The 25,218-nt window shown below is 71.6% G+C and carries 28 protein-coding genes; 12 read left to right on the top strand and 16 right to left on the bottom strand.

The window, feature by feature from the left end; genetic code table 11:
- Window positions 1-24 precede the first annotated feature (24 nt).
- From BMX97_RS11270 to BMX97_RS11255, 4 genes are read left to right on the top strand one after another with little or no spacing between them, the layout of a single operon-like run.
- Window positions 25-669, top strand: a complete 645-nt coding sequence (locus tag BMX97_RS11270; RefSeq protein ID WP_091749502.1) for an amino acid ABC transporter permease — start codon at window positions 25-27, stop codon at window positions 667-669.
- Window positions 666-1,328, top strand: a complete 663-nt coding sequence (locus BMX97_RS11265) for an amino acid ABC transporter permease (protein WP_091749499.1) — start codon at window positions 666-668, stop codon at window positions 1,326-1,328. Before BMX97_RS11270 ends, BMX97_RS11265 begins: the two co-directional genes overlap by 4 nt.
- A complete protein-coding gene (locus BMX97_RS11260) occupies window positions 1,325-2,131 on the top strand; it encodes an amino acid ABC transporter ATP-binding protein (RefSeq protein ID WP_060850061.1) in 807 nt (268 codons plus the stop codon). The genes BMX97_RS11265 and BMX97_RS11260 overlap by 4 nt, the downstream gene beginning before the upstream one ends.
- A complete protein-coding gene (locus tag BMX97_RS11255; RefSeq protein WP_091749496.1) occupies window positions 2,128-2,937 on the top strand; it encodes a UTRA domain-containing protein in 810 nt (269 codons plus the stop codon). The genes BMX97_RS11260 and BMX97_RS11255 overlap by 4 nt, the downstream gene beginning before the upstream one ends.
- Window positions 2,938-2,981: 44 nt before the next feature.
- Here the strand turns inward: BMX97_RS11255 and BMX97_RS11250 are convergent, their stop codons facing one another.
- Entirely contained in the window at window positions 2,982-3,581 is a 600-nt protein-coding gene (locus tag BMX97_RS11250) for a flavin reductase family protein (protein WP_091749493.1), read from the bottom strand.
- Window positions 3,578-4,936: an LLM class flavin-dependent oxidoreductase gene (locus tag BMX97_RS11245; protein WP_091749490.1), complete on the bottom strand. Its 1,359-nt coding sequence runs from the start codon at window positions 4,934-4,936 to the stop codon at window positions 3,578-3,580. The genes BMX97_RS11250 and BMX97_RS11245 overlap by 4 nt, the downstream gene beginning before the upstream one ends.
- Window positions 4,937-5,104: 168 nt before the next feature.
- Here BMX97_RS11245 and BMX97_RS11240 point away from each other — a divergent pair, with 168 nt between their 5' ends.
- Window positions 5,105-6,022 (top strand): LysR family transcriptional regulator, encoded by a 918-nt coding sequence (locus BMX97_RS11240; protein ID WP_091749487.1) that lies wholly within the window; start codon window positions 5,105-5,107, stop codon window positions 6,020-6,022.
- Here the strand turns inward: BMX97_RS11240 and BMX97_RS11235 are convergent.
- The gene (locus BMX97_RS11235) at window positions 6,011-6,586 is read right to left on the bottom strand and encodes a HutD/Ves family protein (protein WP_091749484.1); all 576 of its coding nucleotides are present in this window, start codon (window positions 6,584-6,586) and stop codon (window positions 6,011-6,013) included. The two genes, BMX97_RS11240 and BMX97_RS11235, sit on opposite strands and share 12 nt — an antisense overlap.
- Before the next feature lie 274 nt (window positions 6,587-6,860).
- On the opposite strand from BMX97_RS11235, the gene BMX97_RS11230 reads away from it, so the two are divergent.
- Entirely contained in the window at window positions 6,861-7,271 is a 411-nt protein-coding gene (locus BMX97_RS11230; RefSeq protein WP_091749482.1) for a hypothetical protein, read from the top strand.
- A gap of 5 nt (window positions 7,272-7,276) precedes the next feature.
- On the opposite strand, the gene sfsA is transcribed toward BMX97_RS11230, so the two are convergent.
- Window positions 7,277-7,984 (bottom strand): DNA/RNA nuclease SfsA, encoded by a 708-nt coding sequence (gene sfsA / locus BMX97_RS11225; RefSeq protein WP_091749479.1) that lies wholly within the window; start codon window positions 7,982-7,984, stop codon window positions 7,277-7,279.
- Between the two features lie 160 nt (window positions 7,985-8,144).
- Between sfsA and BMX97_RS11220 the strand changes: the two genes are divergently transcribed.
- From BMX97_RS11220 to BMX97_RS11205, 4 genes are all read left to right on the top strand, one after another.
- Complete coding sequence (locus tag BMX97_RS11220) at window positions 8,145-8,897, top strand: competence/damage-inducible protein A (RefSeq protein ID WP_091749476.1); 753 nt, start codon at window positions 8,145-8,147, stop codon at window positions 8,895-8,897.
- Between the two features lie 6 nt (window positions 8,898-8,903).
- On the top strand, window positions 8,904-9,410 hold the full coding sequence (gpt, locus tag BMX97_RS11215; RefSeq protein WP_091749473.1) for a xanthine phosphoribosyltransferase: 507 nt from the start codon (window positions 8,904-8,906) through the stop codon (window positions 9,408-9,410).
- Between the two features lie 176 nt (window positions 9,411-9,586).
- Window positions 9,587-10,225, top strand: coding sequence for a transglutaminase-like cysteine peptidase (locus tag BMX97_RS11210; protein WP_091749470.1), 639 nt, complete (start codon window positions 9,587-9,589; stop codon window positions 10,223-10,225).
- Window positions 10,226-10,372: 147 nt separating this feature from the next.
- Window positions 10,373-11,077 (top strand): transglutaminase-like cysteine peptidase, encoded by a 705-nt coding sequence (locus BMX97_RS11205; RefSeq protein ID WP_091749468.1) that lies wholly within the window; start codon window positions 10,373-10,375, stop codon window positions 11,075-11,077.
- Between the two features lie 19 nt (window positions 11,078-11,096).
- Here BMX97_RS11205 and BMX97_RS11200 read toward each other — a convergent pair whose 3' ends face one another.
- Window positions 11,097-11,636, bottom strand: a complete 540-nt coding sequence (locus tag BMX97_RS11200; protein WP_091749465.1) for a tetratricopeptide repeat protein — start codon at window positions 11,634-11,636, stop codon at window positions 11,097-11,099.
- A gap of 281 nt (window positions 11,637-11,917) precedes the next feature.
- Window positions 11,918-12,247, bottom strand: coding sequence for a DUF6949 family protein (locus tag BMX97_RS11195; protein ID WP_091749462.1), 330 nt, complete (start codon window positions 12,245-12,247; stop codon window positions 11,918-11,920).
- 348 nt (window positions 12,248-12,595) lie between these two features.
- Here BMX97_RS11195 and BMX97_RS11190 point away from each other — a divergent pair, with 348 nt between their 5' ends.
- Window positions 12,596-13,264 carry a hypothetical protein gene (locus tag BMX97_RS11190; protein WP_244538379.1) on the top strand — a complete coding sequence of 223 codons (669 nt, stop codon included), beginning with the start codon at window positions 12,596-12,598 and terminating at the stop codon, window positions 13,262-13,264.
- A 29-nt stretch (window positions 13,265-13,293) separates the two neighbouring features.
- Here the strand turns inward: BMX97_RS11190 and BMX97_RS11185 are convergent, their stop codons facing one another.
- From BMX97_RS11185 to BMX97_RS11170, 4 genes are all read right to left on the bottom strand, one after another.
- Complete coding sequence (locus tag BMX97_RS11185; RefSeq protein ID WP_048428076.1) at window positions 13,294-13,506, bottom strand: DUF3126 family protein; 213 nt, start codon at window positions 13,504-13,506, stop codon at window positions 13,294-13,296.
- Window positions 13,507-13,723: 217 nt separating this feature from the next.
- The gene (gene cysE / locus BMX97_RS11180; protein WP_091749456.1) at window positions 13,724-14,557 is read right to left on the bottom strand and encodes a serine O-acetyltransferase; all 834 of its coding nucleotides are present in this window, start codon (window positions 14,555-14,557) and stop codon (window positions 13,724-13,726) included.
- Window positions 14,558-14,688: 131 nt separating this feature from the next.
- Entirely contained in the window at window positions 14,689-15,435 is a 747-nt protein-coding gene (locus BMX97_RS11175) for a response regulator (protein ID WP_091749940.1), read from the bottom strand.
- Between the two features lie 184 nt (window positions 15,436-15,619).
- On the bottom strand, window positions 15,620-15,844 hold the full coding sequence (locus tag BMX97_RS11170; RefSeq protein WP_091749453.1) for a hypothetical protein: 225 nt from the start codon (window positions 15,842-15,844) through the stop codon (window positions 15,620-15,622).
- 272 nt (window positions 15,845-16,116) lie between these two features.
- On the opposite strand from BMX97_RS11170, the gene BMX97_RS11165 reads away from it, so the two are divergent.
- Window positions 16,117-17,865: an ATP-binding response regulator gene (locus BMX97_RS11165; RefSeq protein WP_091749938.1), complete on the top strand. Its 1,749-nt coding sequence runs from the start codon at window positions 16,117-16,119 to the stop codon at window positions 17,863-17,865.
- A gap of 59 nt (window positions 17,866-17,924) precedes the next feature.
- Here the strand turns inward: BMX97_RS11165 and BMX97_RS11160 are convergent, their stop codons facing one another.
- From BMX97_RS11160 to BMX97_RS11135, 6 genes are all read right to left on the bottom strand, one after another.
- A complete protein-coding gene (locus BMX97_RS11160) occupies window positions 17,925-18,215 on the bottom strand; it encodes a formate dehydrogenase subunit delta (protein ID WP_060850044.1) in 291 nt (96 codons plus the stop codon).
- 10 nt (window positions 18,216-18,225) lie between these two features.
- Window positions 18,226-19,047 carry a formate dehydrogenase accessory sulfurtransferase FdhD gene (fdhD, locus tag BMX97_RS11155; protein ID WP_244538378.1) on the bottom strand — a complete coding sequence of 274 codons (822 nt, stop codon included), beginning with the start codon at window positions 19,045-19,047 and terminating at the stop codon, window positions 18,226-18,228.
- On the bottom strand, window positions 19,034-21,895 hold the full coding sequence (gene fdhF / locus BMX97_RS11150; RefSeq protein ID WP_091749447.1) for a formate dehydrogenase subunit alpha: 2,862 nt from the start codon (window positions 21,893-21,895) through the stop codon (window positions 19,034-19,036). Before fdhF ends, fdhD begins: the two co-directional genes overlap by 14 nt.
- 11 nt (window positions 21,896-21,906) lie before the next feature.
- Entirely contained in the window at window positions 21,907-23,469 is a 1,563-nt protein-coding gene (locus BMX97_RS11145; protein ID WP_091749444.1) for a formate dehydrogenase beta subunit, read from the bottom strand.
- Entirely contained in the window at window positions 23,466-23,939 is a 474-nt protein-coding gene (locus BMX97_RS11140; RefSeq protein ID WP_091749440.1) for a formate dehydrogenase subunit gamma, read from the bottom strand. The genes BMX97_RS11145 and BMX97_RS11140 overlap by 4 nt, the downstream gene beginning before the upstream one ends.
- Before the next feature lie 246 nt (window positions 23,940-24,185).
- Window positions 24,186-25,094 (bottom strand): LysR family transcriptional regulator, encoded by a 909-nt coding sequence (locus tag BMX97_RS11135; RefSeq protein ID WP_091749438.1) that lies wholly within the window; start codon window positions 25,092-25,094, stop codon window positions 24,186-24,188.
- Between the last annotated feature and the right edge of the window lie 124 nt (window positions 25,095-25,218).

Raw genomic sequence — 25,218 nt, 5'->3', positions numbered from 1 at the left:
GCGGCGGCCGGTCTCGAGCGCCCGATGTCCGCCCGGCTGTTCGAACTGATGCTCAAGGCGGCCGGCTATACGGTCGCCATCAGCGTCGCGGCGATCGCGATCGGCCTCCTGATCGGCCTCCTGGTCTGCGCCGCCAAGCTCTCGCCGCGGCCGTGGCTGCGCTGGCCGGCGAGCCTGTTCGTGAGCTTCTTCCGGGGCGTCCCGCTCCTCGTCCAGCTGCTCCTGATCTACAACCTCCTGCCGGTCCTCGGCCTCGCGGTGCCGAGCGTGGTGGCGGCGCTGATCGGGCTGTCGCTCTGCACCGCCGCCTACCAGGCGGAGAACCTGCGCGGCGGCTTCACCAGCGTGCCGCGCGGCCTGCTCGAGGCCGCCGACATGGCCGGCCTGTCGCCCTGGCAGCAGTTCCGCCGCATCCGCGCGCCGATCGCGCTGCGGCTCACCGTCCCGGCGCTGGTCAACGAGGCGATCCTGATCCTGAAGGCGTCCTCGCTGATCTCGGTGGTCGGCGTCGTCGAGCTGACGCGCACGGCCCAGAACCTCGCCGCCTCGACCTACGAGCCGCTCCTGTTCTACTCGGCCGCGGGCGGCCTCTACCTGGCGATCAACTGGCTGGTGGCCGCCGGCGGCAGCCTGACGGAGCGCGCGTTGCGCCGGGGGCGTCTCGCATGAGCTTCGACGTCTCGGTTATCCTCGCGGCGCTGCCCGCCATCCTGTCGGGGCTGAAGGTCACGCTCGGCATCTGGCTCGCCGCGGCGGCGATGGGCGTCGTCCTCGGCTTCGTCGTCGCCGCGCTGCGGCATTTCGGGCCCGCGCCCCTCGGCCTCGCCCTGCGACTCGTGGTCGAGGTGCTGCGCGGCACCCCGTTCCTCGTGCAGATCTTCCTGCTCTATTTCGGCGGGCCGTATGTCGGGCTCAGCCTCGATCCGGTGCCGGCCGGGCTCCTCGGCCTGACCGTCTACGCCGCCGCCTACTTCTCCGAGATCTTCCGGGCGGGCTTTGCCGCCGTGCCGCGGGGCCATGTCGAGGCCGCGCATTGCGTAGGCCTCACCCGGGCCCAGATCGTCCGGCGCATCCTCGTCCCCGAGATGACCATGCTGGTCCTGCCGCAATGCGTGAACATGGCGGTGATCCTGGTCAAGGAAACGGCCGTCCTGTCGGTGATCGCGGTGCCGGAGGCGACCGGGGTCATCAGCGCCATCGGCTCGCAGCAATACGCCTTCCTGGAGGCGCTGTTCCTGCTCGCAGTCATCTACTGGGGGCTGGTCGAGGCCTGCGGCTGGGCAGGCCGGATGATCGAGCGCCGGCTCTCGAAGTTCAGGTTCGCATGACGCTTCCTCCTTCCGCCATCGCCATCCGCGGCCTGTGCAAGAGCTACGGCAAGGCCGAGGTCCTGCACGACATCGACCTCGAGATCGCCCGCGGGGCGACCACCTGCCTGATCGGTCCGTCGGGCTCGGGCAAGTCGACCCTCCTGCGCTGCATCGCCTTCCTGGAAGAGGCGACGCGGGGCACGATCCTCATCGACGGGCAGCCCCTCGGCTTCGAGGAGCGGCCCGACGGCAAGCGGGTGCGCCTGCCCCCGCACCGGATCCGCGCGGTGCGCGCCGGCATCGGCATGGTGTTCCAGCAGTTCAACCTCTGGCCGCACATGACGGCGCTCGGCAACGTCACCGAGGCGCTCGTCACCGTGAAGGGCCTGTCGCGGGCCGAGGCCGATGCGCGCGGCATGGCGCAGCTGCGCCGCGTCGGCCTTGAGGCGCGGGCCCGGCACTACCCGTCCGAGCTGTCCGGCGGCCAGCAGCAGCGTGTCGCGATCGCCCGCGCCCTGGCCCTCGAGCCCGCGATCCTGCTGTTCGACGAGCCGACCGCCTCCCTCGATCCCGAGCTGACCGGCGAGGTGCTGAACGTCATGCGCGACCTCGGGGCCGAGGGCATGACGATGGTGGTCGTGACCCACGAGATCGGCTTCGCGGCGACCGTCGGCCAGCGCATCGCCTTCCTGGACCACGGGCGCGTCCTCCTGAACGGCACCCCGGGCGAGCTGTTCGCCGCGCCCCGCCACCCGCGCCTGACGCAGTTCCTCGAGACCTATCTCGATCGCGGGGCGGCGATGCTGCTGCAGCCCGCGTGAGCGCGCCGGGCCGGACGACCCGCCCCACGGCCTCCCCGCCCTCCGTGCTCCCGGAAGGCTCGACCCGCCTCCCCGAGGGCTCGACCCGCCACGACCACATCGTCGAGGACATCCGCGCGCTGATCGTCGACGGGCGCTGGCCGCCGGGATCCCAGCTCCCGGTCGAGACCGAGCTCGCCGAGCGCTACGGCGTGTCGCGCATGACGATGAACAAGGCCCTCGGCCAGCTCGCCCGCGAGGGCTTTCTCGTCCGGCGCAAGAAGAGCGGCACGCAGGTCGCCCAGCCGCGCGCCGAATCGGCCGTGGTGGCGATCGCCGACATCCGCGACGAGGTCCGCAGCTCGGGCCGCGCCTACCGCTTCCAGCTGCTCGCCCGCCGGATGCGGCCGGGCAAGGAGGAGGACGCGCTGCTCCTCGGGGGGCCGCCCGGGGGTGCCGAGGTCCTTTGGCTTCAGGGCCTGCACCTGGCCGACGGCCGCCCGTTCTGCCTCGAGACCCGGCTGATCAACCCGGCGGTCGCCGAGGGCGCCAAGGGCCAGGACTTCACCGCGCTCGCCCCGGGAGCCTGGCTGCTCGAGGCGGTGCCCTGGAGCGTGGCGAGCCACCGCGTCCGCGCGGTGAACGCGGCCGCGGCCGAGGCCAAGCTCCTCGAGCTCGCGGTCGGCGAGGCGTGCCTGGAGATCGTCAGGCGCACCCAGGTCGCGAGCGCCTGGGTGACCGGGGTCCGGCTCCTCTATCCCGGCAGCGAGCATCAGCTCGTCGCGAATTTCGGCCCGGATGCCGGCGAGGCGTCCACCCGGGGGTGACGCCTCGCGGCCCGCCCCCGGACGATGGCGTCCGGGGCTTTCCGTCACGCGTCCGCGGCCGCGAACCGGCCGTAGCCGCCGTCGCGGTACAGCAAGGGATCGCCCGGGCAGGCGCCGACCGCACCCGCGATCCGGGCGATCAGGACCGCGTGCGTGCCGTAATCGTGGCAGATGTCGATCGCGCAGAACAGGGTCGCGTCGGCCTCCTCCAGCCAGGGCAGTCCCTCGATCGCGTCGCTGTCGGCGCGCAGCGCCCGCCAGGTGCCGTGGTCGAAGCGCGCGGCCGACGGCGCCTGGGCGATGGCGGCGGCGAGGTCCCGGTGCGCCGCCGCCATGATGCCGAGGGAGAAGGCGCCGCGCGCCCGAAGGGCCGCGTGCGACGACGCCGTCCGGTTGACGCAGACGAGGAGCGAGGGGGGATCCATCGAGACCGAGGTGACGGCGGTCGCCAGCATGGCGTGGCGCGCCGCATCGTGCTCGGTCGCGACCAGCGCCACGGTCGCGCCGATCCCGCGCCACAGCTGCCGGAAGGTCTCGGCATCGCCCGACAGGAGCGCGGGACCGGCCCGCTCGCCGCCCGCCGCCTCGCCGGGATACGCGGCCCGGGGCGCGCCCGGCATCCGGGTTGCCATCGCCAGGGTCATGCCCGGTCCCTCCCGCGGGCCAGCGCGTGGCGGTTCGGCGGGGTCGAGAGACCGAGATTCTCCCGCAGCGTCGTCCCCTCGTACTCCTCGCGGAAGAGGCCGCGGCGGCGCAGCTCGGGCACGACGAGGCGGGTGAAGTCCTCCAGGCTCGAGGGCAGGGTCGGGCACATCAGGATGAAGCCGTCCGCGGCCTTCGTCTCGAACCATTCCTGCATGAAGTCGGCGACCTCGGCCGGCGTGCCGGTGAGCCCGTTGCCGGTATGGCGGCGGGCGTAATGCGTGATCAGCTCGCGCATCGTGTGGCCTTGGGTGACGAACTCCTTCAGCTCCTCGAACATCGCCTTCGACCCCTTGGCCGCGGCGGGCATCCGGTCCATCGGGAACGGCTTGTCGAGGTCGACGCCGTGGAGGTCGGTCTCCAGGAATTCCTGCAGCATCAGCAGGCCGACATCGGGGTGCATCATCGCGACCAGCGCCTCGGCCTTCGCCTCCGCCTCCTCGCGCGTCTCGCCGACGTTGATGACGATGCCGGGCAGGATCTTGAGGTCGTTCGGGTCGCGGCCGTAGCGGGCCATCCGCCCCTTCACGTTGGCGTAGAAGGCCCGGTTCTTCTCGATGTTCGAGGCCAGCGAGAAGACCATCTCGGCGGTGCGGGCGGCCAGCTCCATGCCCTGCTCGGAGCCGCCGGCCTGCGCGATCACCGGCCGGCCCTGCGGCGTGCGGGCGATGTTGAGCGGTCCGCGCACCTGGAAGTGCTTGCCCTTGTGGTTGAGCGTGTGGAGCTTGTCCTTGTCGTAGTAGACGCCGCTCTCCCGGTCGAGGAGCAGGGCGTCGTCCTCGAAGCTGTCCCAGAGTCCGAACACCGTGTCGAGGAACTCCTCGCCGCGCTCGTAGCGCTCGGCATGGGGCGGCAGTCCCTCGCGGTTGTAGTTGTAGCCGGTCTCGTCGTGGTCCGAGGTCACGACGTTCCAGGCGATGCGGCCGCGGGAGAGGTGGTCGGCCGAGGCGAACAGCCGGGCGACGTTGTAGGGCTCGTAGTAGCTCGTCGAGGCCGTCGCCACGAACCCGATCCGGTCGGTGTGCTGGGACAGGGCCGTGATGGCGGTGATCGGCTCGAAGCGGTTCATCTTCGTGGGGTTGCGGGCGAGCGCGCCCGCATCGCCGATCGCGCTCGCCGGGCTGTCGGCGAAGAACATGAAGTCGAGCTTCGCGGCTTCCGAGACCTTCGCGCAGTGGGCCAGATGGCCGAGGTCGTTGGCGCCGCGCACGTCGCTGCCCGGGTGCAGCCATGCCGCCGGGTGGAAGCCGAACGTGTAGACGAAGGTGCCCAGCTTGAGCTTGTCCGGTCGGGTCATTCACGGCTCTCCTGAACGGGACGGCGCGGCCTCGGTGCCGACCAGTATGCCCGGGTCCGGGCTTGCGGGGAGCGCAGGGATTCTGCTTCATGGTTTAGAAAATCTGCGCAGGATCGGCCCAGCGCCGGATCCCGGGCGATATGGCGGAGGTGTCATGCCGGAAGTCTCGTGTCCCCCCTGCCTCCCCTGAAGGCGCTCCAGGCCTTCGACGCCCTCGGGCGGACCGGCAGCGTCGCGCTCGCCGCGGCGGATCTCGGGGTGACGCCGGGGGCGATCAGCCAGCAGCTGCGCAAGCTCGAGGAGGCGGTGGAGGCGCGGCTCGTCGAGCATGACGGCCGGGGCCTGCGCCTGACGCCGCTCGGGACGACGTACCACGCGCAGATCCGCCAGGGCTTCGCGGCCTTCGCCGATGCCGCCGCCACCCTGCGGGAGGCGAGCGCGGACGTCATCGTGCTGTCCTGCCTGACGACCGTGCTCGGCAAGTGGATCGGCCGCCGGATGCGCGACTGGACCGCCCTCGAGGCCACCGCCCGGGTCTCGCTCGTCGGCAGCGATGCGGAGCCTGACCTGGCGCAGGCCGGGGTCGACCTGCGGATCTATTACGGCGGCCGCCGCCATCCGCCGCACCACGCCGAGCTCTTCGTCGACCACATCGTGCCGGTCTGCGCGCCGGCCCTGATCGAGGGCCGGCACCTCTCCGGCCCGGACGACATCCTGGGCTTTCCCCTTCTGCACATCGCCTGGGATACGCGGTTCGGCGCCAATCCCGGCTGGGCCGAGTGGGGCCGGCTGATCGGTGCCCGGCCGCCGCCCGCCAACCTCACCTACGGCCTGTCGGGCAGCGCCATCGACGCGGCTTTGGCCGGCCAGGGGTTCGTGCTCGGGCAGATCGCCTTCATCGGGCCGGAGCTCGAGACGGGCAAGCTGGTCGTCCCCTTCGACCTGCGCCTGGCGCTGCCCGAGCCCTACTACCTGGCCTGGAACCCCGATTCCCTGAGGAAGACCGGGGCGCGGGCCTTCCACCGCTGGCTCCTCGGCGAGGGCCGGGCCCAGGGCCTCGTCTCGGCGCCGCCGTCACGAGGGTGAGACGGGATCGATCTCCACCGCGAAGAGGTCGACCGGATCGTCGCCCCCGGCGACCGCGGCACCGCCCTCGCCGAGCAGAGCGTCGCCGCGTCGGAGCCGCACCTCCCGGCCATCGACCGTGACGAGCGAGGGACCGGCGGTGACGAGGACGATCCAAGCCCCGCACAAGGCGGCGGACGGGTGGGTTCCCCGGAGCCGCGTCACCCGTTGCCGGCAGGCCCGCCGCCGGGTCATGACGTTGAGGTCGGTGACCGGCCCGCCGACGAGGCGGGCGAAGGCCGGGACGTCGCCCGGGAAGGCGAGCGGCGCGGTGGCCGGCGTGAGGCGATGCGCTCCCTGCCCCTCCACCGACAGCTCCAGGCCCGCGCCGTCGAAGACGGCCAGCGTCCGGTCGATGCCGGGAAAGCACGAGAACGGACCGTCGGCCGCGACGGTCGCCATCGAGACGCGCCAGTCGAACCCGTCGAGCCCGGGCACGGCGGGATGGACGGCGACCTCGACGGTCTCGCCGCCGCCGTTCTTCCATGGCATGCGCGCGTGGTCTTCGGCCCTCAGGAGGCGCATGAGGCGTGATCCTTCTCGGCGAGGCCGCTCCCGCGGCCCGGGGCGACCCGTCGCCGGCCATTGCAGCTCCAGGTTCGCGGAGACGGCCGACCCGGACAAGCCGGCGCCGCCCGGGCATCCACAGCCGGCATCCGTCGCGCCGCGCCGTGGCGAGTCCCGAAACCTGACGGTTCGACAACGCCGGCTTCAGCCCCGGTTCAACGGGTGGGCGCGACAGTGACGGACATGCCGGCGGTCATCACCGCCCGAGCTTGCCACACACGAGTCGCCCGCCATGACCGCGCGCTCCCTGATCCTCGGTGCCTTCGCGCTCCTCGCCTTCGCGGGCCCGGTCGCGGCGGCCGATCTCGACGATTACCCGCCGCCGCGCTTCGAGGGCCGGAGCGAGTGGCGCCCGACCCCTCCGCCCCCTCCCGAGCCGCCCCGCTTCGAGAGCCGGGGCGAGTGGCGCCCGGCACCTCCTCCTCCCCCGCCGCGCTTCGCGCAGGGCCCGGGACCCTGCCGGGTCTTCGTCAAGCGCCGCATCGACGCCGACGGCGACGAGGTGGTGCGCCGGGTGCGGGTCTGCGACGAGGCGCCGGAGTACCGCGACCGCCCGCGCTGGGACGGCCCGCATTGGGGCGGCACGCCCCCCTGGCGCCGCCACCGGCACTGGGACGACGAGGGCGGGGACGGGCGCTGGTAGGCGCCTCAGCCGACGATCGGGATCTCCTCCCCGATCGTCACCTCGGTCGCATCGACCCGGCAGATGAAGGCATGCGCCCCCACCCCGGCGGCCCGCGCGCGCCGGAACGCGGCGGCAAAGCCCGGGTCGAGGTCGCCGGCGACCGCGAACCGCTCGGCCCGCATCTGCACCACCCAGATCACCATCGCGCGCCCGCCGAGCCGCACCACCTCGGCGAGCTCGTCCATGTGGCGGGCGCTGCGGGCGGCGACGCAGTCGGGGAACTCGGCGAGGCCGGGCTCCCGCATCAGGTGGCAGTTCTTGACCTCGACGTGGATCGGGCCGTCGGCGTCGCCGGCCAGGAAATCGACCCGGCTCGCCCGGCCGTAGGCCACCTCCGCCCGCCAGGAGGTCGCGCCGGAGAGCGGCGGGAGGCGCCCCGCGTGAAAGGCCTCCGCCACCAAGGCGTTCGGCCGCGCGGTGTTGATGCCGACCCATTGCGGCCCCCCGGGAAGGTCGGCTTCGACCAGCTCCCACGACCAGGCGAGCTTGCGGGCCGGATTGGTCGAGGCCGAGAGCAGCACCGGTCGACCGGGCGCGACGAGCCCCAGCATCGCGCCCGGATTGGCGCAATGCGCGGTGACGAGGCTGCCGTCGGACAGTTCGACGTCGGCCAGGAAGCGCTTGTAGCGGCGCACCAGCCGCCCCTCGGTCAGCGGGCCGGGGAAACGCATCGGGACGCGCGCATGGGAGGGACGATTCCGGTGGACATGCCCGCCGCTTAACCCGGTGGGCGCCGGGGTGTCACGCTTGAGCCCCGCGAGGCGCCGCGATAAGGCGGGCGCAACCCTGTGGCCGCCGCCGGGCGGCGGGCCGTCGAAGAGAGCCCCCGAGATGCCTGACGCCAGCCCCGCCCCGGTCACGGCCGCCATCCTGGTGATCGGCGACGAGATCCTGTCCGGACGCACCAAGGACAAGAACATCGGCTACATCGCCGAGTACCTGACCAATTCCGGCATCGACCTGCGCGAGGTGCGGGTGGTGCCCGACGTCGCCGAGGAGATCGTGGCGGCGGTCAACGCGCTGCGGACCCGCTACACCTACCTGTTCACCACCGGCGGGATCGGCCCGACCCACGACGACATCACGGCCGATTGCGTGGCCCAAGCGGTCGGCGTCGGCATCGACGTCGACCCGCGGGCGCGGGCGATGCTGCTCGAGCGGATCAAGCCCGAGGACCTGAACGAGGCCCGCCTGCGCATGGCCCGGATCCCGTTCGGGGCCGAGCTGATCGAGAACCCGATCTCGAAGGCGCCGGGCTTCATGATCGAGAACGTGATCGTGATGGCGGGCGTGCCCTCGATCATGCAGGCGATGATGGATTCGGTCGCCCCGCGGCTGAAGACCGGCGCGCGGGTGACCGCCGAGACGATCGAGGCCGGCAACTTGCCGGAGGGCGGCTACGCCGAGGGCCTGGCGGTCATCGCCAAGGCGCATCCGGGCGTCTCGATCGGCTCCTACCCGTCGATGACCCCGGCGGGCTTTCGCAACCAGATCGTGGTGCGCGGCCGCGAGCCCGAGGCGCTGGCCGCCGCGCGCACCGAGATCGAGGCGCTGCTGGCGCGCCTCCAAGCAGAGCGGACCTGAGAGACAATGGCTGCCCCGAGCGACAAGGCGTTTCCCGTTTCCTGGGACCAGTTCCACCGCGACGCCCGGGCCCTGGCCTGGCGCCTCGCCGGCGCCGGCCCGTTCGAGGCCATCGTGTGCATCACCCGCGGCGGGCTGGTGCCGGCCGCGATCGTGGCGCGCGAGCTCGGCATCCGGCTCATCGAGACCGTATGCGTGGCGAGCTACCACGACTACCAGGAGCAGGGCTCGCTCCAGGTGCTCAAGGACGTGGCGCCGAGCATCCGCGCCATCGGCGACGGACGCGGCCGCGGCGTGCTCGTCCTCGACGACCTGACCGATACCGGCAAGACCGCCCAGGTGGTCCGCGCCATGCTGCCGGACGCCCACTTCGCCACGGTCTACGCCAAGCCCGCCGGCCGGCCCCTGATCGACACCTTCGTCACCGAGGTGAGCCAGGACACCTGGATCTACTTCCCATGGGACATGGGGCTGTCCTACCAGGCGCCGATCCAGCCGGGAACCTCCGGTTAAGCTCACCGGCCGGTGAACGCGAATGATCGCTTTCACCGGATCAGTTGAGCGGGGTCTTGGTCCTGTCGCCGCGCCGGTCTTCCGGGCGGCCGATTCGATAAAATTGCGCAGATCCATTTCAGCGCGGGCCAGCAGGTCGGGCGGCACTCTCCTTCCTAACGAAGGGGATGGCTCAGATGACCACGGGTTTCGGGCGCAACGTGAAGCGGGTTCTGGTCGGCGCGGCCCTCGTCGCGGCGGCCTCGTGCGGGGCCGCTTCGGCCCAGACCCTGGCCGCCCTGCCGATGCCGAGCGTCGGCGCCCCCGATCTCGGCCATGCCCGGCCGATCGTCGGCTGGATCGAGTTCTGCTCGCGCTACGCCTCGGAATGCGCCGTCGACGCGAGCGAGCCGGCCCAGGTCACGCTGACCCCGCGGCTGTGGCAGACCGTCACGACGGTCAACCGCCAGGTCAACACCAGCTTGCGCGCCGTCACCGACCAGGAGCACTGGGGCGTGCCGGACCGCTGGGACCTCGCCGAGGACGGCTCGGGCGATTGCGAGGACTTCCAGCTCCTCAAGCGCAAGCTGCTGGCCCAGGCCGGCCTGCCCCGCCGGGCGATGCGCATGACCGTCGTCATCGACGAGAAGGGCGAGGGCCACGCCGTACTGATGCTGCGCACCGACCGCGGCGACTTCGTCCTCGACAACAAGACCAGTGCCGTGCTCCCCTGGCACAAGACCGGCTACACCTACATCAAGCGCGAATCACAGGACGCCACCGCCTGGGTGTCCCTCGGCGGCGCCACCGCCCCGACCGTCACCGCGAACCGCTGAGCCGGCGAATCACCGAAAAATCTGCGTCTCGAATTGGAACCAAAGTGCGGCGAGACCGTTTACCAGGGTTTAAATTTTTCGGTTGAGCCCCGCCCGGCCCCGTGGCAGCTTGGATGCAAGAACCAAGCTCAACGAAGCGATGGGGCAATGCGGGCAGTGATGGACGGCCTGGGCCGGGCGAGCCACGTCGATTTTCGGATCGACCGCCAGGGCCTCCTGATGCGTGGCGCCCGTGCGGCGCAGCTGGGTCTTCTCGGCGCCCTCCTGCTGGTCGGCGGCGCCACCACCCAGGGGCAGACGCAGACCCTCGCGGCCCTGCCGGATGCCAGCGCGGCGATCGAGCGCGGCGGTTCGGCCAAGCCCGTCAGCGCCTGGAACGACTTCTGCGCCCGCTACCCGGCGGAATGCGCCGTCGACCTCAAGGAGCCGACGACGCTGACGATGACGCCGGCCCTGTGGCGCACGCTCACCGCCGTCAACCGCCGCGTCAACGGCCGCATCCGCCCGGTGGTCGACCAGGACCATTGGGGCGTGGTCGACCGCTGGGATTTTCCCGACGACGGAATGGGCGATTGCGAGGATTACCAGCTCCTCAAGCGCCGCATGCTGGTCGAGCGCGGCCTCGCCCGCCGGGCCCTGCGCATGACCGTGGTCATCGACGAGATCGGCGAGGGCCACGCCGTCCTGATGGTCCGCACCGACCGGGGCGACTACATCCTCGACAACAAGACCAACGCGATCCTGCCCTGGCAGCGCACCGGCTACACCTACGTGAAGCGCGAGGGCCAGGACGGCCTCGCCTGGGTGGCGCTGAACGGGATCGCCTCGCCGGTCACCACCGCGAATCGCTGAGACGTCCCGCTCCGCGCCGTTAGGTCCGGCGCAGCACCTCCTCGGCGACCCGGCCCCACCCCGCCTGGATCTTGCGGACATGGGCGGGTGCGCGCCGCAGGCGATCCAGGATCTCCTGGGCGGTGCGACGGTCCTCCTCGATACGTCCCGTGTCGGCCATCAGCGCCGCGAGCCGGGCCCGGGCCTCGTAGCTGTGATGGTGTTGCGAGATCGCCTCGAAGGCATCGAGCGCCTCGTCGGTTCGGCCGAGCGCCGCGAGCGCCCGGGCGTAGGCCATGTGCCCGCGGGCGCTCGCGAAGTCGGGCTCCCGCGCTTTCAGGGCCTCGAGCCCCGCCAGCGCCGCGTCGGGCCGACCGAGTTCCAGGTCGGCTTCGGCCAAGCCGAGATGAAAGACAGGCTCGTCACCGTTCGGCCGGCGGACGATCTCGTCGTACTGCTCCCAGGCCTCCTGCCACTTGGCGAGCGCGGCGCATTCCTCGGCCAGGCGCGCCCGGTTGGCCACGGTGTCGGCATCGATGAGCCGGTCACGCAGGACCCGGTAGGTCTTCTCGGGGTTCACGCGCTGCGCGACGGCGCGCTGCGTCCTCTGCCCGCGCGGTGAGCCGAGGAGTTCCGGCAGCACCTCGACGAGGAGGTAGGCGACGCCGCCCAGGGGCGGCAGCAGGATGATGATCCAGCCTCAGGGCGAGAACCGCCCGGTCTTGGCGGCGTGCACCGCCAGACCGACGGTGAAGCACAGGGCGAGGACGGCGATCGGCATCGTGCGCATCCCTGACGAGGTCTGCGGACGAATAGGGAGCGACATTCCCTAAGGTCGAGAGGTCGATCCCCGACCGACCGTCACGCGCCCGCGAACAAGTGGGCGAGGTCGAGCACCACCCGGCCCGAGACCAGGCTCCAGCCGCAGGCCAGGATCGTCGCCAACATCACGAAAGGGATTGGGCGCCCCTCGATCCGCCGGCCGCGCACGGTGTTGCGCAGGATGATGAACGGCGCCCCGAAGGCGAGGAGCGGCAGCGAGGCCACCGCCACGAGCCCGCCCTTCGCCAGGAGCCCGAAGCTCGCCCGGCGCGCCGTCGCCCATTCGAAGGCGCTCGCCAGCAGGCCCGCGAAAGCGAGGCCGAGCACCAGCGTCTGGAGGTTCTCGAGGGCGGAGGGCGAAAGGTTCATGGATCGTTAAATCCCTGGCGGCGCGTTCGTCCCACCCTGCGCCAGTCGCGATTTGCGGTTATGGTTAATATTCAGTTATCCACAGATCTCTTCGCCATGTCCCGCCGCGGGACTTGCCCAGGCATCGCGCTCGTGAAGCGCGAAAAAAATCGGGGCCGCCCCGCCCCTGCGGTAAGGGGCCGTTAAGGACGCGAGCCGAACGTTCGCGGGTGCTCCCTCTCGGGAGCAGGGACTCGAACGAATGCGGAGGCGGGCGCCATGCGGTCGGCACTGAGCGCCCCGACGGGACTGGACCGGGCGGGACTCGATCGGGCAGGACTTGATAGGGCAAGACTCGACCGGGATGGCGTGCGCCCGGGACGCTTGCGGGCGGCCGGTCGCGGATCGCCCCGGGCCGCCCCGCCGCTCCTCGTCCCGCTCGACCGGCGGCTCATGCTGGGAGGCGCCCTCGGCCTCGTCGGCGCCGTCGCCCTCACGGGGCTCGCGGCGACCTGGCTCGCCCGGCCGCCGAAGCCCGCCGGCCCGGTGGTCGTCGGCACGCTCGCGCCGCGCCCTGTCGTGCTGCCGGCGGCCTGGTTCGTCCGGCCCGCCGCCGGGACTGACGGCGGCCGCATCGACCTGGCGATTCCGTGGAGCGAACTGACCGGCAGCGCCCTGCCCGGCCTGATGCGGGTCACGGCGACCCGCGCACCCGAGACCGAGGCCCCGCTGAGCCCGGCCCGGCGCTACGCCCGCTTCCTCACCGCCGAGGCGCAGCCCCTGCCCGAGGGCCTGATGCGCCGGCGCTTCCGCGCCGGAACGCCGTTCGAGGGCGAAGACCTCTACCTCGCCGAGGGCGAGGGCGGCCGGTTCGCGGCCCGCTGCACCACCGGCGCCAGCCCCGAGCCGGATGCCGCCTGCCTCAGCGAGGTGCGGATCGGCGCGCTGAGCCTGCGCCTGCGCTTCTCGCCCGAACGGCTCCCGGCCTGGAGCGCGGGCCTCGCCGGGCTGGAGCGGTTGTTCGGCTCCGAGCCCTGAGCGGCCGTCGGGGATCGCTCGCGCGACGACTACTCGTCGAGGTCGGTGTCGAGGATCGCCATCGAGAAGTTGAACGAGCGGTCGCCGTCCTCGTCGTCCACCGACAGGACCCCGACGAACTCCTCGCCGATATAGACCTCGGCCGAGTCGGTCTTCTTGGGACGGGCGACGAGGCGGATGTTGTGGTTCGCGAAGGTCCGGCGAAGGTAGCCTTCGACCTTCGTCATCTCGGTCTTGTTCACGCTGGCCTCTTCAGCTGCTTGCAGTCGGCGACCGCGCCCGGAGCGATCCGGCGCGGCTGCGTTCCGTCTTGATCGAGGATCCCGAAGCCGCGGGCCGGGCTCGGGACGCGACGACGCCCCCTCCCCGCCGGGCGTGCCGCGGGGGCGGTGCAGGGGCGGTGGGCCCCGCCTTGCCACGCCGGGACCGGCCGGGCAAGGCGGCGCGGCGACCGCTGTCTCAGATCCCGTCCATCAGGTGGATGAACTGGTCCATCGCCCGGGCCGGATCGGAGCAGCCGGCCGAACCGACGACGCGGGCGGGCACGCCCACCACGGTGGTGCAGGGCGGCACCGCCTGGAGCACGACCGAGCCGGCGGCGACGCGGGCCCGGGCGCCGACCTCGATGTTGCCGAGGATCTTGGCGCCGGCGCCGATCATCACGCCCTGGCGGATCTTCGGGTGGCGGTCGCCGCCCTGCTTGCCGGTGCCGCCGAGCGTCACGCCGTGCAGGATCGAGACCTCGTCCTCGATCACCGCCGTCGAGCCGACGACGAGGCCGGTGGCGTGGTCGAGGAAGATGCCGCGGCCGATCCGCGCCGCCGGATGGATGTCGGTCTGGAAGACCTCCGAGGACCGGCTCTGGAGGTAGAGCGCGAGGTCGCGCCGGCCGCGAATCCAGAGCCAGTGGCTCAGGCGGTGGGCCTGGATGGCGTGGAAGCCCTTGAAGTATAGGACCGGCTCGATCGCCCGGCCGGCGGCCGGATCGCGGTCGATCACCGCGCCGATATCGGCCCGGAAGGCCTGGCCGATATCCGGATCGTCCGCTACCGCCTCGCCGAAGCTCTGGGCGATCAGGTCGGCGGTGAGCGCCGGGTGGCCGAGCCGCGAGGCGACCCGGTGGGCCACCGCCGATTCGAGGGTGGCGTGGTTGAGCACGCTGGCGAACAGGAACGAGGCGAGGCGCGGCTCGTCGCGCATCACTGCCTCGGCCTCGTGGCGCAGCCGCCGCCAGACCGGGTCGACGGTGCCGGCGACCGGATCGGCGGCGGGAACGGCGGGGCTGGACGACAACGGACTTCTCCACGGCTGCCGGAGGGGGCGACGGTTTCCCGCGCACGCCGCTCCGATGCGCGACGATCTTCTCTCGTTAGCCTGGAGAGGCGGACCCGATTCATCAAGCCCCTGCGACGCAGGCCCGCCCCTCAATCCCCGTCCGGCCGGAACACGTAGCCCAGCCCGCGGACCGTCCTGATGAAGCGCGGGTGGGCCGGATCGGGCTCGACCTTCTTGCGGATGCGGTTGATCCGCACGTCGATCGCCCGGTCGAAGGCCTCCGGGTCGCGGGCATCCGCGAGGTCGAGCAGGCGCTCGCGCGTCAGCACGCGCCGGGGATTGTCGAGGAAGGCCTTGAGCAGGGCGCATTCCGAGCGGGTCAGGATCTGCTCGGCGCCCGCCTCGTCGCGCAGCCGCAGGGTCTCGGTGTCGACGGTCACCCGGCCGAAGCGCAGGCCGCCGGCGGGCCGGGCCGGCGCGTGCGGCGCCCCGCGGGCCTGCGCCGCCCGGCGCAGCACCGAGCGGATGCGGGCGACCAGCTCGCGCAGCTCGCAGGGCTTGGGCAGGTAGTCGTCGGCGCCGAGCTCGAGGCCGACCACCCGGTCGATCGGGCTTGCCGTCGCGGTGAGCATGATGATCGGCACGCTCGACCGGCCCTTGAGGTCGCGCACGATCGAGAGCCCGTCCTCCTCCGGCATGTTGAGATCGAGGACGATCAGGTCCGGCGTCACCTCGTCGAGCCGCCGGCGCAACGCGCGGCCGCCGTCGCACAGGCTGACCTCGAACCCGTGCATCCGCAGGTAGTCGCCCACCATCGCCCGGGCGTCGGCCTCGTCGTCCACCACGACGACATGGGGGCCCACGTGGGGGCCGGCGTGGGGGCCGGCGTGGGGCATGGCGCCCGTCACGGCGCCGCTCCTCGATGGCGGGCCGCCCCCATCGCTCCGCGCCGCCCCCTCATCCCGCGCCCCCGTACCGGAGCGGCGCCGACCGTCCGGGCGCCCGCCCGGCGACAATGCCGTGCCGCGCGCCGTCCGTCCACGGATCGCGCGGGGGCGTTCGGGAAGGTCAGTACAACGGTCAGTCCAGGAGCGCGGCGAGCCGTTCGGCGATCCGGGTCCGGACCGCGGCCGGGAGCGCGCCCGGCGCCTCGTCCTCGATCAAGGCGGCGATCTCGGCCAGGCTCGGGCCGGCGCGCGAGGCCTGCAGCAGGGCGTCGAGGGCCGCGAGGTCGCGCCGCCAGGGTGCGTCCTCGGTCAGTGGAACGGCGCGCGCGCCGGCTTTCTCCGGGACCACGTGAAGCATCGCCTGTCTCCCTCGTCCGCGGGCGGGGCGCTTGTCGATGCGCTCTGCTGCCCGAATACCGATCAGACCACGTTTCGCGATCCGGCGCCGGCGCGATGTGCTCTCGCGCACAGGGCGGGCGGCGGTGCCGGTCGCCCGGGCGTGGTTTCTCCCGCCGCGCCGGATCGGGTGTGTCTGCGGCGATCTTGCCGGGACGCCCCGGCCCGGCCAGGATACCGGACCGACGACTTGCGGGCCGTTGTCCCCGTCGCGGGATGGTCTACGGACGGTCGATGAGCGACGACGACATCCTCTTCCTCCTGCCGGATGACGAGCCCGGCGAGGCCCTGCCCGCCGCAGCCTGGCCCGTGCTGCTGGTGGACGACGACCCGGCGGTGCACGAGGGCACCCGCTTCGCGCTCGACGGCTACTGCCTCGACGGGGCGCGGCTCGACCTCGTCTCCGCCCACTCGGCAGCCGAGGCCCGGACCGTGCTGGCCGCGCGGCCCGGCATCGCGGTGATCCTGCTCGACGTGGTGATGGAGACCGACGACGCGGGCTTGCGCCTCGTCGACCACATCCGGCACGAGCTGAAGAACGAGGCCGTGCGCATCATCCTGCGCACCGGCCAGCCCGGCCAGGCGCCCGAGCGGCGCGTCATCGTCGACTACGACATCAACGACTACAAGGCGAAGACCGAGCTCACCGCCGACAAGCTGTTCACCAGCCTGACCGCCGCGTTGCGCGCCTACCAGCAGCTCAAGCGCCTGGAGGAGACGCGGCGCGGGCTCGAGATCATCATCGACGCCGCCCCGATGCTGCTCGACTACAAGTCGATGCAGCGCTTGGCCGAGGGGGTGCTGACCCAGGTCGCCTCGCTCCTCAACGCGGCCTGCGCGGGCATCCTGGTGCTGCGCGACCGGGCCGGGCCGCAGGACGCGGTGAGCGTGCTCGCCGGCTCCGGCTGCTACCAGCACCTCGTCGGCGGCGACGCGGCCTGGCCCCTCGACGAGGACGTGCGGACGATCGTCGCCGGGGCCTTCGCGGAGCGGCGCCACACCTTCGGCGACCTGTGGTCGACCCTCTACGTCCACACGGCCAGCGGCAGCGAGATCGTCGCCCTGCTGAAGACCGACCGTCCGCTGTCGGAGACCGACCGCGCCCTGATCGGGCTGTTCACCTCCCGGCTCTCGATCGCGTTCGACAACGTGATCCTCTACGAACAACTGCAGCGGGCCAATGTCGGCCTGGAGCAGCGCGTGGCGGAGCGCACCGGCGAGCTGCTGCGGGCCAACCGCCGCCTCGCCCTGCAGCGCTCGGACCTGCGCCGGGCCAACCAGCTCAAGACCGAGATCCTGGGCACGGTCGCCCACGACCTGAAGAACCCGCTCGCCGTCATCCTCGGACGGGCCGAGATGCTGCGCGACATGACCGAGGCGCAGCCGCAGCCGATCGAGGCGATGCACGCCCAGATCGGCCATATCCGCGACACGGCGCGCCGCCTCACCGGCATGATCGAGACCCTGATCGCCGATGCGATGAACGACGCCCACGACATCGCGGTGCGGCGCGAGCCGATCGACGTCGCGGCCCTCGCCCGCGAGGTGTCGCAAGCCAACGCGCCGCTCGCCGAGACCAAGGGACAGAGCCTGCGCTCCGAGATCCCCGATTCCCTGGTGCTGCACGGCGATGCCGAGCGCCTGCGCGAGGCGATGGACAACCTGGTCTCGAACGCCATCAAGTATTCGCCGCCCGGCGGCGAGATCACCGTCACGGTGGTGCGGGAGGAGGCCGAGACGGTCTACGCCGTGCGCGACCGCGGGCCCGGCCTGTCGCCGGAGGATCTCGGCCGCCTGTTCGGCCGCTTCCAGCGCCTGTCGGCCAAGCCCACCGCCGGCGAGGGCTCGACGGGCCTCGGCCTCTCGATCGTCAAGCGCATCGCCGAATTGCATGGCGGACGGGCCACCGCCGAGATGCATGGGGACGAGCCGGGATCGACCTTCGCGATCCGGCTACCGGACGGCGACGGCGAGGCGGTGTGATTGAACTTCGTCGACCGACGGCCCAGGAATCGTCGAGGTGGTACCTGGCCCGCGCCGGCCTACCCCGCGTCGCTCGCCCCCAGGCCCTGCTCGTGCGGGTCGGTGACAGCGTCCGGGATCGGGCTGCGCGCCTTCGGGGTGACCTCGAGGGCGGTCAGCGCCAGCGGATCGAGGCCGTGGTCGCCGTCCGCGCAATAGGTGACGAGCTGCTCGCGCATGCGCGGGGTCCAGAACGCCACGATGTGCTTGTGGATACCCGCCACCGCCTCGTCCTCCGGATAGGAGCGGAAGAAGGCGGCGATCTGGTTCGCCATGCGGACGAGCTTTTCGGCGGGATCGGCGGCACTCATCGATGAACACTCACGCTTTCGTCAGGCGCTCGGGAGCGGTGAACAGGGTGACGGTGTCGTGGCGGGCGATCGCCGCCAGGGTGAGGCCGTGGAGCGCGGCGCGCTCGACGGCGAGCGAGGTCGGGGCCGAGATCGCCACCAGGATCGCGGCGCCGAAGCTCGCCGCCTTCTCGACCATCTCGAACGAGCAGCGGCTGGTGATGACGAGGAAGCCCGCGGCCGGATCGGTGCCCGCCCGCAGGAGCGCCCCGATCAGCTTGTCGAGGGCGTTGTGCCGTCCGACATCCTCGCGCACCGCGAGGACGGCGCCGTCGCGGTCGGCCCAGGCGGCGGCGTGGACCGCCCGCGTCTCGCGCCCGAGCACCTGGAGGTCGTCGAGGGCCTGGAGCGCCCGTTCGACCGCGGACAGCGAGACCGTGACTCCGTCGGCCGCCCGCCGCTCGGCGCGGGGAATGTCCTTGAGGTCGTCGATGCCGCAGACGCCGCAACCGGTGCGGCCCGACAGCGCCCGCTTGCGGGCGAGGTGCTCGCGCAGCCGCCCGGGGGCGAGGTCGACGACGAGGCGCAGGCCCCCCTCGCCTTCCTCGACCGCGGCGCCGCGGATCTCGTCGGCGCCCGCCACGATCCCTTCCGTCAGGCTGAAGCCGTAGGCGAAGTCCTCGAGATCGGCCGGCGTCGTCATCATGACGGCGTAGGGAACGTCGCCGTAGATCACGTTCACCGGCATCTCGACGGCGAGCGGGCGCTCCCCGTCCCGCTCCTCGCCGCGCCCGTAGGCGACGACGCGGGTCGGGACGGGTGCGCTCGTCGCGACGCCGCTACTCGGCGGCATCGAGGGTTTGGGCGATGCGGGTGAGGGAGATGTCTTCCTCATAGAACCGGGCCTGCCAATCGGAGGGCCGGTTCGTACGCCGCACCTGCACCGCCGTCACCTTGTATTCCGGGCAGTTGGTGGCCCAGTCCGAATAATCGGTGGTGATGACGTTGGCGCCGGTCTTGGCATGGTGGAACGTGGTGTAGACCACGCCGGGCTGCATCCGCTCGGTGACCCGGGCCTTCAGCGCGATGTCGCCCGACCGGCTCTCCAGGCTGATGAGGTCGCCGTCGACGATGCCGCGGCTCTCCGCGTCGAAGGGGTGGATCTCCAGCACGTCCTCGGGGTGCCACAGCGAGTTCGCGGTACGCCGGGTCTGCGCCCCGACATTGTACTGCGACAGGATGCGGCCGGTGGTGAGGATGAGCGGGAACTTGCGCGTCGTGCGCTCGTCGGAGGCCACGAACTCGGTGAGCATGAACCGGCCGAGGCCCCGCACGAAGCGGTCGACATGCATCATCGGCGTGCCCTGCGGCGCCTTGTCGTTGCAGGGCCACTGGATCGAGCCGAGTTCCTCGAGCTTGGCGTAGGACACGCCGGCGAAGCTCGGGGTCAGCGACGCGATCTCGTCCATGATCTGCGAGGGATGCGTGTAGTCCATCCGGTAACCGAGCGCGTTGGCGAGGAGCACCGTGCCCTCCCAGTCGCCGTAGCCGCCGAGCGGGGCCATCACCTGGCGCACCCGGCTGATCCGCCGCTCGGCGTTGGTGAAGGTGCCGTCCTTCTCCAGGAACGAGGCTCCGGGCAGGAAGACGTGGGCGTACTTCGCCGTCTCGTTCAGGAACAGGTCCTGGACGACGATGCACTCCATCGCCCGCAGGCCGGCAGTGACGTGGTGGGTGTCGGGGTCGGACTGGGCGATGTCCTCGCCCTGGATGTAGAGGCCCTTGAACGTGCCGGCGACGGCCTCGTCCAGCATGTTGGTGATGCGCAGGCCCGGATTCGGCGACAGCTCGGCGCCCCACAGGGCCTCGAAGGTTTCGCGGGTGGCGTCGTCCGAGACGTGGCGGTAGCCGGTGAGCTCGTGCGGGAACGAGCCCATGTCGCAGGAGCCCTGGACGTTGTTCTGGCCCCGCAGCGGGTTCACGCCGGCGCCCGGCTTGCCGATGTTGCCGGTGGCCATGGCGAGGTTCGCCATGCCCATCACCATGGTCGAGCCCTGGCTGTGCTCGGTGACGCCGAGCCCGTAGTAGATCGCCGCCGCGCCGCCGGTGGCGTAGAGCCGGGCGGCCGCCCGCACCTCGGCCGGATCGCAGCCGGTCAGCTCCTGCACCGCTTCCGGCGCGTGGCGCTCGTCGGCGATGAAGCGTGCCCAGATCTCGAAGTCCTTGAGGTCGCAGCGCTCGCGGACGTAGGCCTCGTCGATCAAGCCCTCGGTGACGACGACGTGGGCCAGCGCGTTGACGAGGGCGACGTTGGAGCCCGGCTTCACCGGCAGATGATGGGTCGCCTTGATGTGGGGCGACTTCACGAGGTCGATCCGGCGCGGATCGGCCACGATGAGCTTGGCGCCCTGGCGCAGGCGCTTCTTCATCCGCGAGCCGAAGACCGGGTGGCCGTCGGTCGGGTTGGCGCCGATCACCAGGATCACGTCGGCATCCTCGACCGACTTGAAGTCCTGGGTACCGGCCGAGGTGCCGAGCGTCGACATCAGGCCGTAGCCGGTCGGCGAGTGGCAGACCCGGGCGCAGGTATCGACGTTGTTGTTGCCGAACGCAGCGCGGACCAGCTTCTGGACGAGGTAGGCCTCCTCGTTGGTGCAGCGCGACGAGGTGATGCCGCCGACCGAATCACGCCCGTACTGGGCCTGGATGCGCTTGAAGGCGGAGGCCGCGTGCTGGATCGCCTCCTCCCAGGACACCTCGCGCCAGGGATCGGTGATACGCTCGCGCACCATCGGCTTGGTGATGCGATCCTGGTGGGTGGCGTAGCCGTAGGCGAAGCGGCCCTTGACGCAGGAATGGCCCTCGTTGGCCTTGCCGTCCTTGTAGGGCACCATGCGGACGATGCGGTCGCCCTGCATCTCGGCCTTGAACGAGCAGCCGACGCCGCAATAGGCGCAGGTCGTCACCTTCGCGTGCTCGGGCTGGCCCATCGCGATGACGGACTTCTCCTGCAGCGTCGCCGTCGGGCAGGCCTGGACGCAGGCGCCGCAGGAGACGCATTCGGAGTTGAAGAAGTCGGTGGGACCCGCCGCCACCCGCGAATCGAAGCCGCGCCCGGCGATGGTGAGCGCGAAGGTGCCCTGCACCTCCTCGCAGGCCCGGACGCAGCGGTTGCAGACGATGCACTTCGACGGATCGTAGGCGAAGTAAGGGTTCGACTCGTCCTTCGGGAGATAAAGCTCGGAATTCTTCGAGACGTGGTTCGCCCCGTCGTAGCCGTAGCGGACCTCGCGCAGGCCCACCGTGCCGGCCTGGGTCTGCAATTCGCAATCGCCGTTGGCCGAGCAGGTCAGGCAGTCCAGCGGGTGGTCGGAGATGTAGAGCTCCATCACCCCCTTGCGCAGGCGTGCGAGCTTGTCGCTCTGGGTGTGCACCACCATGCCGTTCTCGGCGGGCGTCGTGCAGGAGGCCGGGGTGCCGCGCCGCCCGTCGATCTCGACCAGGCAAAGGCGGCAGGACCCGAACGGCTCGAGCGAATCGGTGGCGCAGAGCTTGGGGATCTGCGTGCCGGCATGCATCGCCGCCGCCATCACCGAGGTGCCGGCGGGCACCGTCACGCTCTGGCCGTCGATCGTCAGCGTCACCGACTGGTCGGAGACGCGGATCGGGGTGCCGTAGTCGATTTCCTTGATGAGGGCCATCGGACGCGTCCTCACTCGGCAGCCAGCGGCAGCTTGGCGCCGCGGCCGGAAAAATCTTCCGGGAAATGGGTGAGCGCGCTCATCACCGGGACGGGCGTGAGCCCGCCCATGGCGCAGAGCGAACCGTCGGTCATGACCTCGCAGAGGTCGGTGACGAGGGCGAGATTCTCGCGCGGCGACTCGCCGGCGATCACCTTGTCGATCGTCTCCATGCCGCGCACCGCGCCGATCCGGCACGGCGTGCACTTGCCGCACGACTCGGCGGCGCAGAACTCGAAGGCGAAGCGGGCCTGGCGGGCGAGGTCCACGGTGTCGTCGAACACCACGATGCCGCCATGGCCCAGAAGGCCCTTCTTCGCCGCGAAGGCCTCGTAGTCGAGCGGCGTGTCGAGGAGGCTTTCCGGGAAATAGGCCCCGAGCGGCCCGCCGACCTGCACGGCGCGCAAGGGCCGACCGGACGCGGTGCCGCCGCCGAACTCCTCGATCACCTCGCGGAGCGTCAGCCCGAAGGCGGTCTCGATCAATCCGCCGCGCTTGACGTTGCCGGCGAGCTGGATCGGCAGGGTGCCGAGCGAGCGGCCCATGCCGTAGGCGGCATAAGCGGGACCGCCATGCTCCAGGATCCACGGCACGGCGGCGAAGGACAGCACGTTGTTGACGAGCGTCGGCTGACCGAACAGGCCCTTGAGCGCCGGGATCGGGGGCTTGGCCCGCACGAGCCCGCGCTTGCCCTCCAGGCTCTCGAGCAGCGAGGTCTCCTCGCCGCAGATATAGGCGCCGGCCCCGAGCCGCGCTTCGAGGTGGAAGGCGTGGCCCGAGCCCATCACGTCGGCGCCGAGGTAGCCGGCGTGCTCGGCCGCCGCGATCGCGGTCTCCAGCGCCGCGAAGGCGTGGGGATATTCCGATCGGCAGTAGATGTAGCCGCGGGTGGCGCCGACCGCGACGGCCGCGATCGTCATGCCTTCGATCAGCGTGAGCGGATCGCCCTCCATCAGCATCCGGTCGGCGAAGGTGCCGGAATCGCCCTCGTCGGCGTTGCAGACCACGTATTTCTGCGGGCTTTGAGCCAGCATCACCGTGTTCCACTTGATGCCGGTCGGGAAGCCGGCACCACCCCGGCCGCGAAGCCCCGAGGCCTTCACCGCCTCGACGGTGCCGGCCGGGCCGGCCTTCAGGGCGGCCTCCAGGCCGCGATAGCCGCCATGGGCCCGGTAGGACTCGACCGAGGCCGGGTCGATCACGCCGCAGCGGCCGAAGGTCAGGCGCTGCTGGCGGGCGAAATAGGGCTGGTCCTCCGGCCGGCCGATGCGCAGGCGATGCGCCCCGCCCTGCACCAGGCCGGCATCGAGCAGGGATTCGACGTCGCCGGGCCGCACCGGTCCGTAGGCGATGCGCCCCTCCGGCGTCTCGACCTCGAGCATCGGCTCGAGCCACAGCATGCCGCGCGAGCCGGTGCGGACCAGCGTCACGTCGAGGCCGCGGGCCTGCGCCGAGCGCTGGAGCGCCCCGGCGACGCGGTCGGCGCCGAGCGCGAGGCTGGCGGCGTCCTTGGGCAGATAGAGGGTGATGCTCATGCCGCCCGCTCCGTCAGGGCGCCCGCCAGGGCGTCGAGGTCGAGGCGGCCGACCGGCTCGCCATCGACCAGCGCCGCCGGTCCGCAGGCGCAGAGCCCGAGGCAGAAGACCGGCTCGACCGTCACCTGCCCGTCCCGGGTGGTGCCGTGCCAGGCGACGTCGTAGCGGCGCAGGATGTCGTCATGCAGGGCGTCGGCGCCCATCGCCTGGCAGGCCTCGGCCCGGCACAACTTGACAGTGTGGCGGCCGGCCGGCGCGCTGCGGAAGTCGTGGTAGAATGTGATGCAGCCGTGGACCTCGGCCCGCGACAGGTTCAGCGCCTCGGCGATCAGCGGGACCGCCGCGCCGTCGACGTAGCCGAACGTCTCCTGGAGCGCGTGCAGGATCGGCAGGGTCGCGCCCTCGCGGTGGGCGTGTTCGGCGATGATCCCGGTCGCCCGGTCGGCGTCCCAGGGTGCGTATCCCGGCATGGTTTCCAGCCCAGATCGTTGTCGTTCTAATCTCCAACCTGACCACCGGTGGTGGCGGAATCAATCGCGCGGTTCGGTGATGCGACAACGAATTTTTGTTGAAAGCGCACGCGGCGACGCATTTTCATGGAGCGAACGCGCTTTCCAGGAGCGCGGCCGGGGACCGGTACCGGTACCCTCAAGGCATTGAGCGACAGCACCTTTTCAAGGGATTGCCGACATCGTGCAGAACGTCCGCCGAAGAACTTACAGGGCGGCCACCTCGGCGGCCAGTTCCGGGGCGATCGCCCGCGCCTCGGCGAGGAACGCGGCGATCAGCGGGGTCATCGGATCGCGCTCGGGCACGACGAGGCCGATCGTGTGGCTCACGTCGGGATCGGTGATCGGCACGGCGCGGACCCGCTCGGTGAGCCGGAAGGTCTCGGCCAGCGCCGCCGGCATGATGCTCGCCCACTTGGCGGTGCGCACGTGGGTGACGAGCACGATCATCGAGTTCGATTCGAGCAGCGGTGCCGGCTCGGCCCCGGCGGCGCGCAGGTGGCGGTCGATGATGCGGCGGTTCTGCATCGCCGGGGTGAGCAGGCAGAGCGGGATGCGGCCGACCTCGGCCCAGGTCACGCTGGCGCGCCCGCCATAGGTCCCGTCGGCCGCGGTGAGCAGCCGATAATGCTCGCGGTAGAGCGGCAGCGCCGTCACCCGCCCCAGCGGCTCGTCCTCGATGTAGGTGAGGCCGGCATCGAGCTCGAGGTTGGCGATCTGCCGGACGATCTCGTGCGAGGTCGAGGATTGCACCGAGAAGCGTACCGCAGGGTGGCGGGCGCGGAACGGGGTGGTGAGCGCCGCGACCATCGGGGTCGCCGTCGGCACGGCCGCCATCCTGAGCGTGCCCGAGAGGCCGCGGCGGAGCGCGGCCACCTCCTGGCGCATGGCGCGGGCGTCGCCGACGATTCGCCGCGCCCAGTCGAGCACCCGCTCGCCCTCCGGGGTGAAGCCCTGGAACCGCGAGCCGCGTTGCACGAGAAGCACACCCAGGCGTTCCTCGAGCTGCTTGACCCCCGCCGACAGGGTCTGCTGCGACACCCCGCAGGCTTGGGCGGCGCGGCCGAAATGCTGCTCGCGCGCGAGCGCCAGGATGAACTCGAGACGATCGATCATCGAAGAATCGCAATTCGGTCGGGCGTGCCGGCAGGGTACGGAAGCGGGTCCGGACGGGCGCGGCGGGATCGCGCACGCTTTTGCGGAATCATTCGAGCATCACGACGAATGTCCAGTGCCGACA

This window comes from Methylobacterium sp. ap11, from assembly GCF_900110515.1.
GTDB classification, from domain to species: Bacteria; Pseudomonadota; Alphaproteobacteria; order Rhizobiales; family Beijerinckiaceae; genus Methylobacterium; species Methylobacterium ajmalii.
The sequence above is the reverse complement of the archived record's forward strand: the minus strand, read 5'-3'. Positions and strand labels throughout refer to the sequence as shown.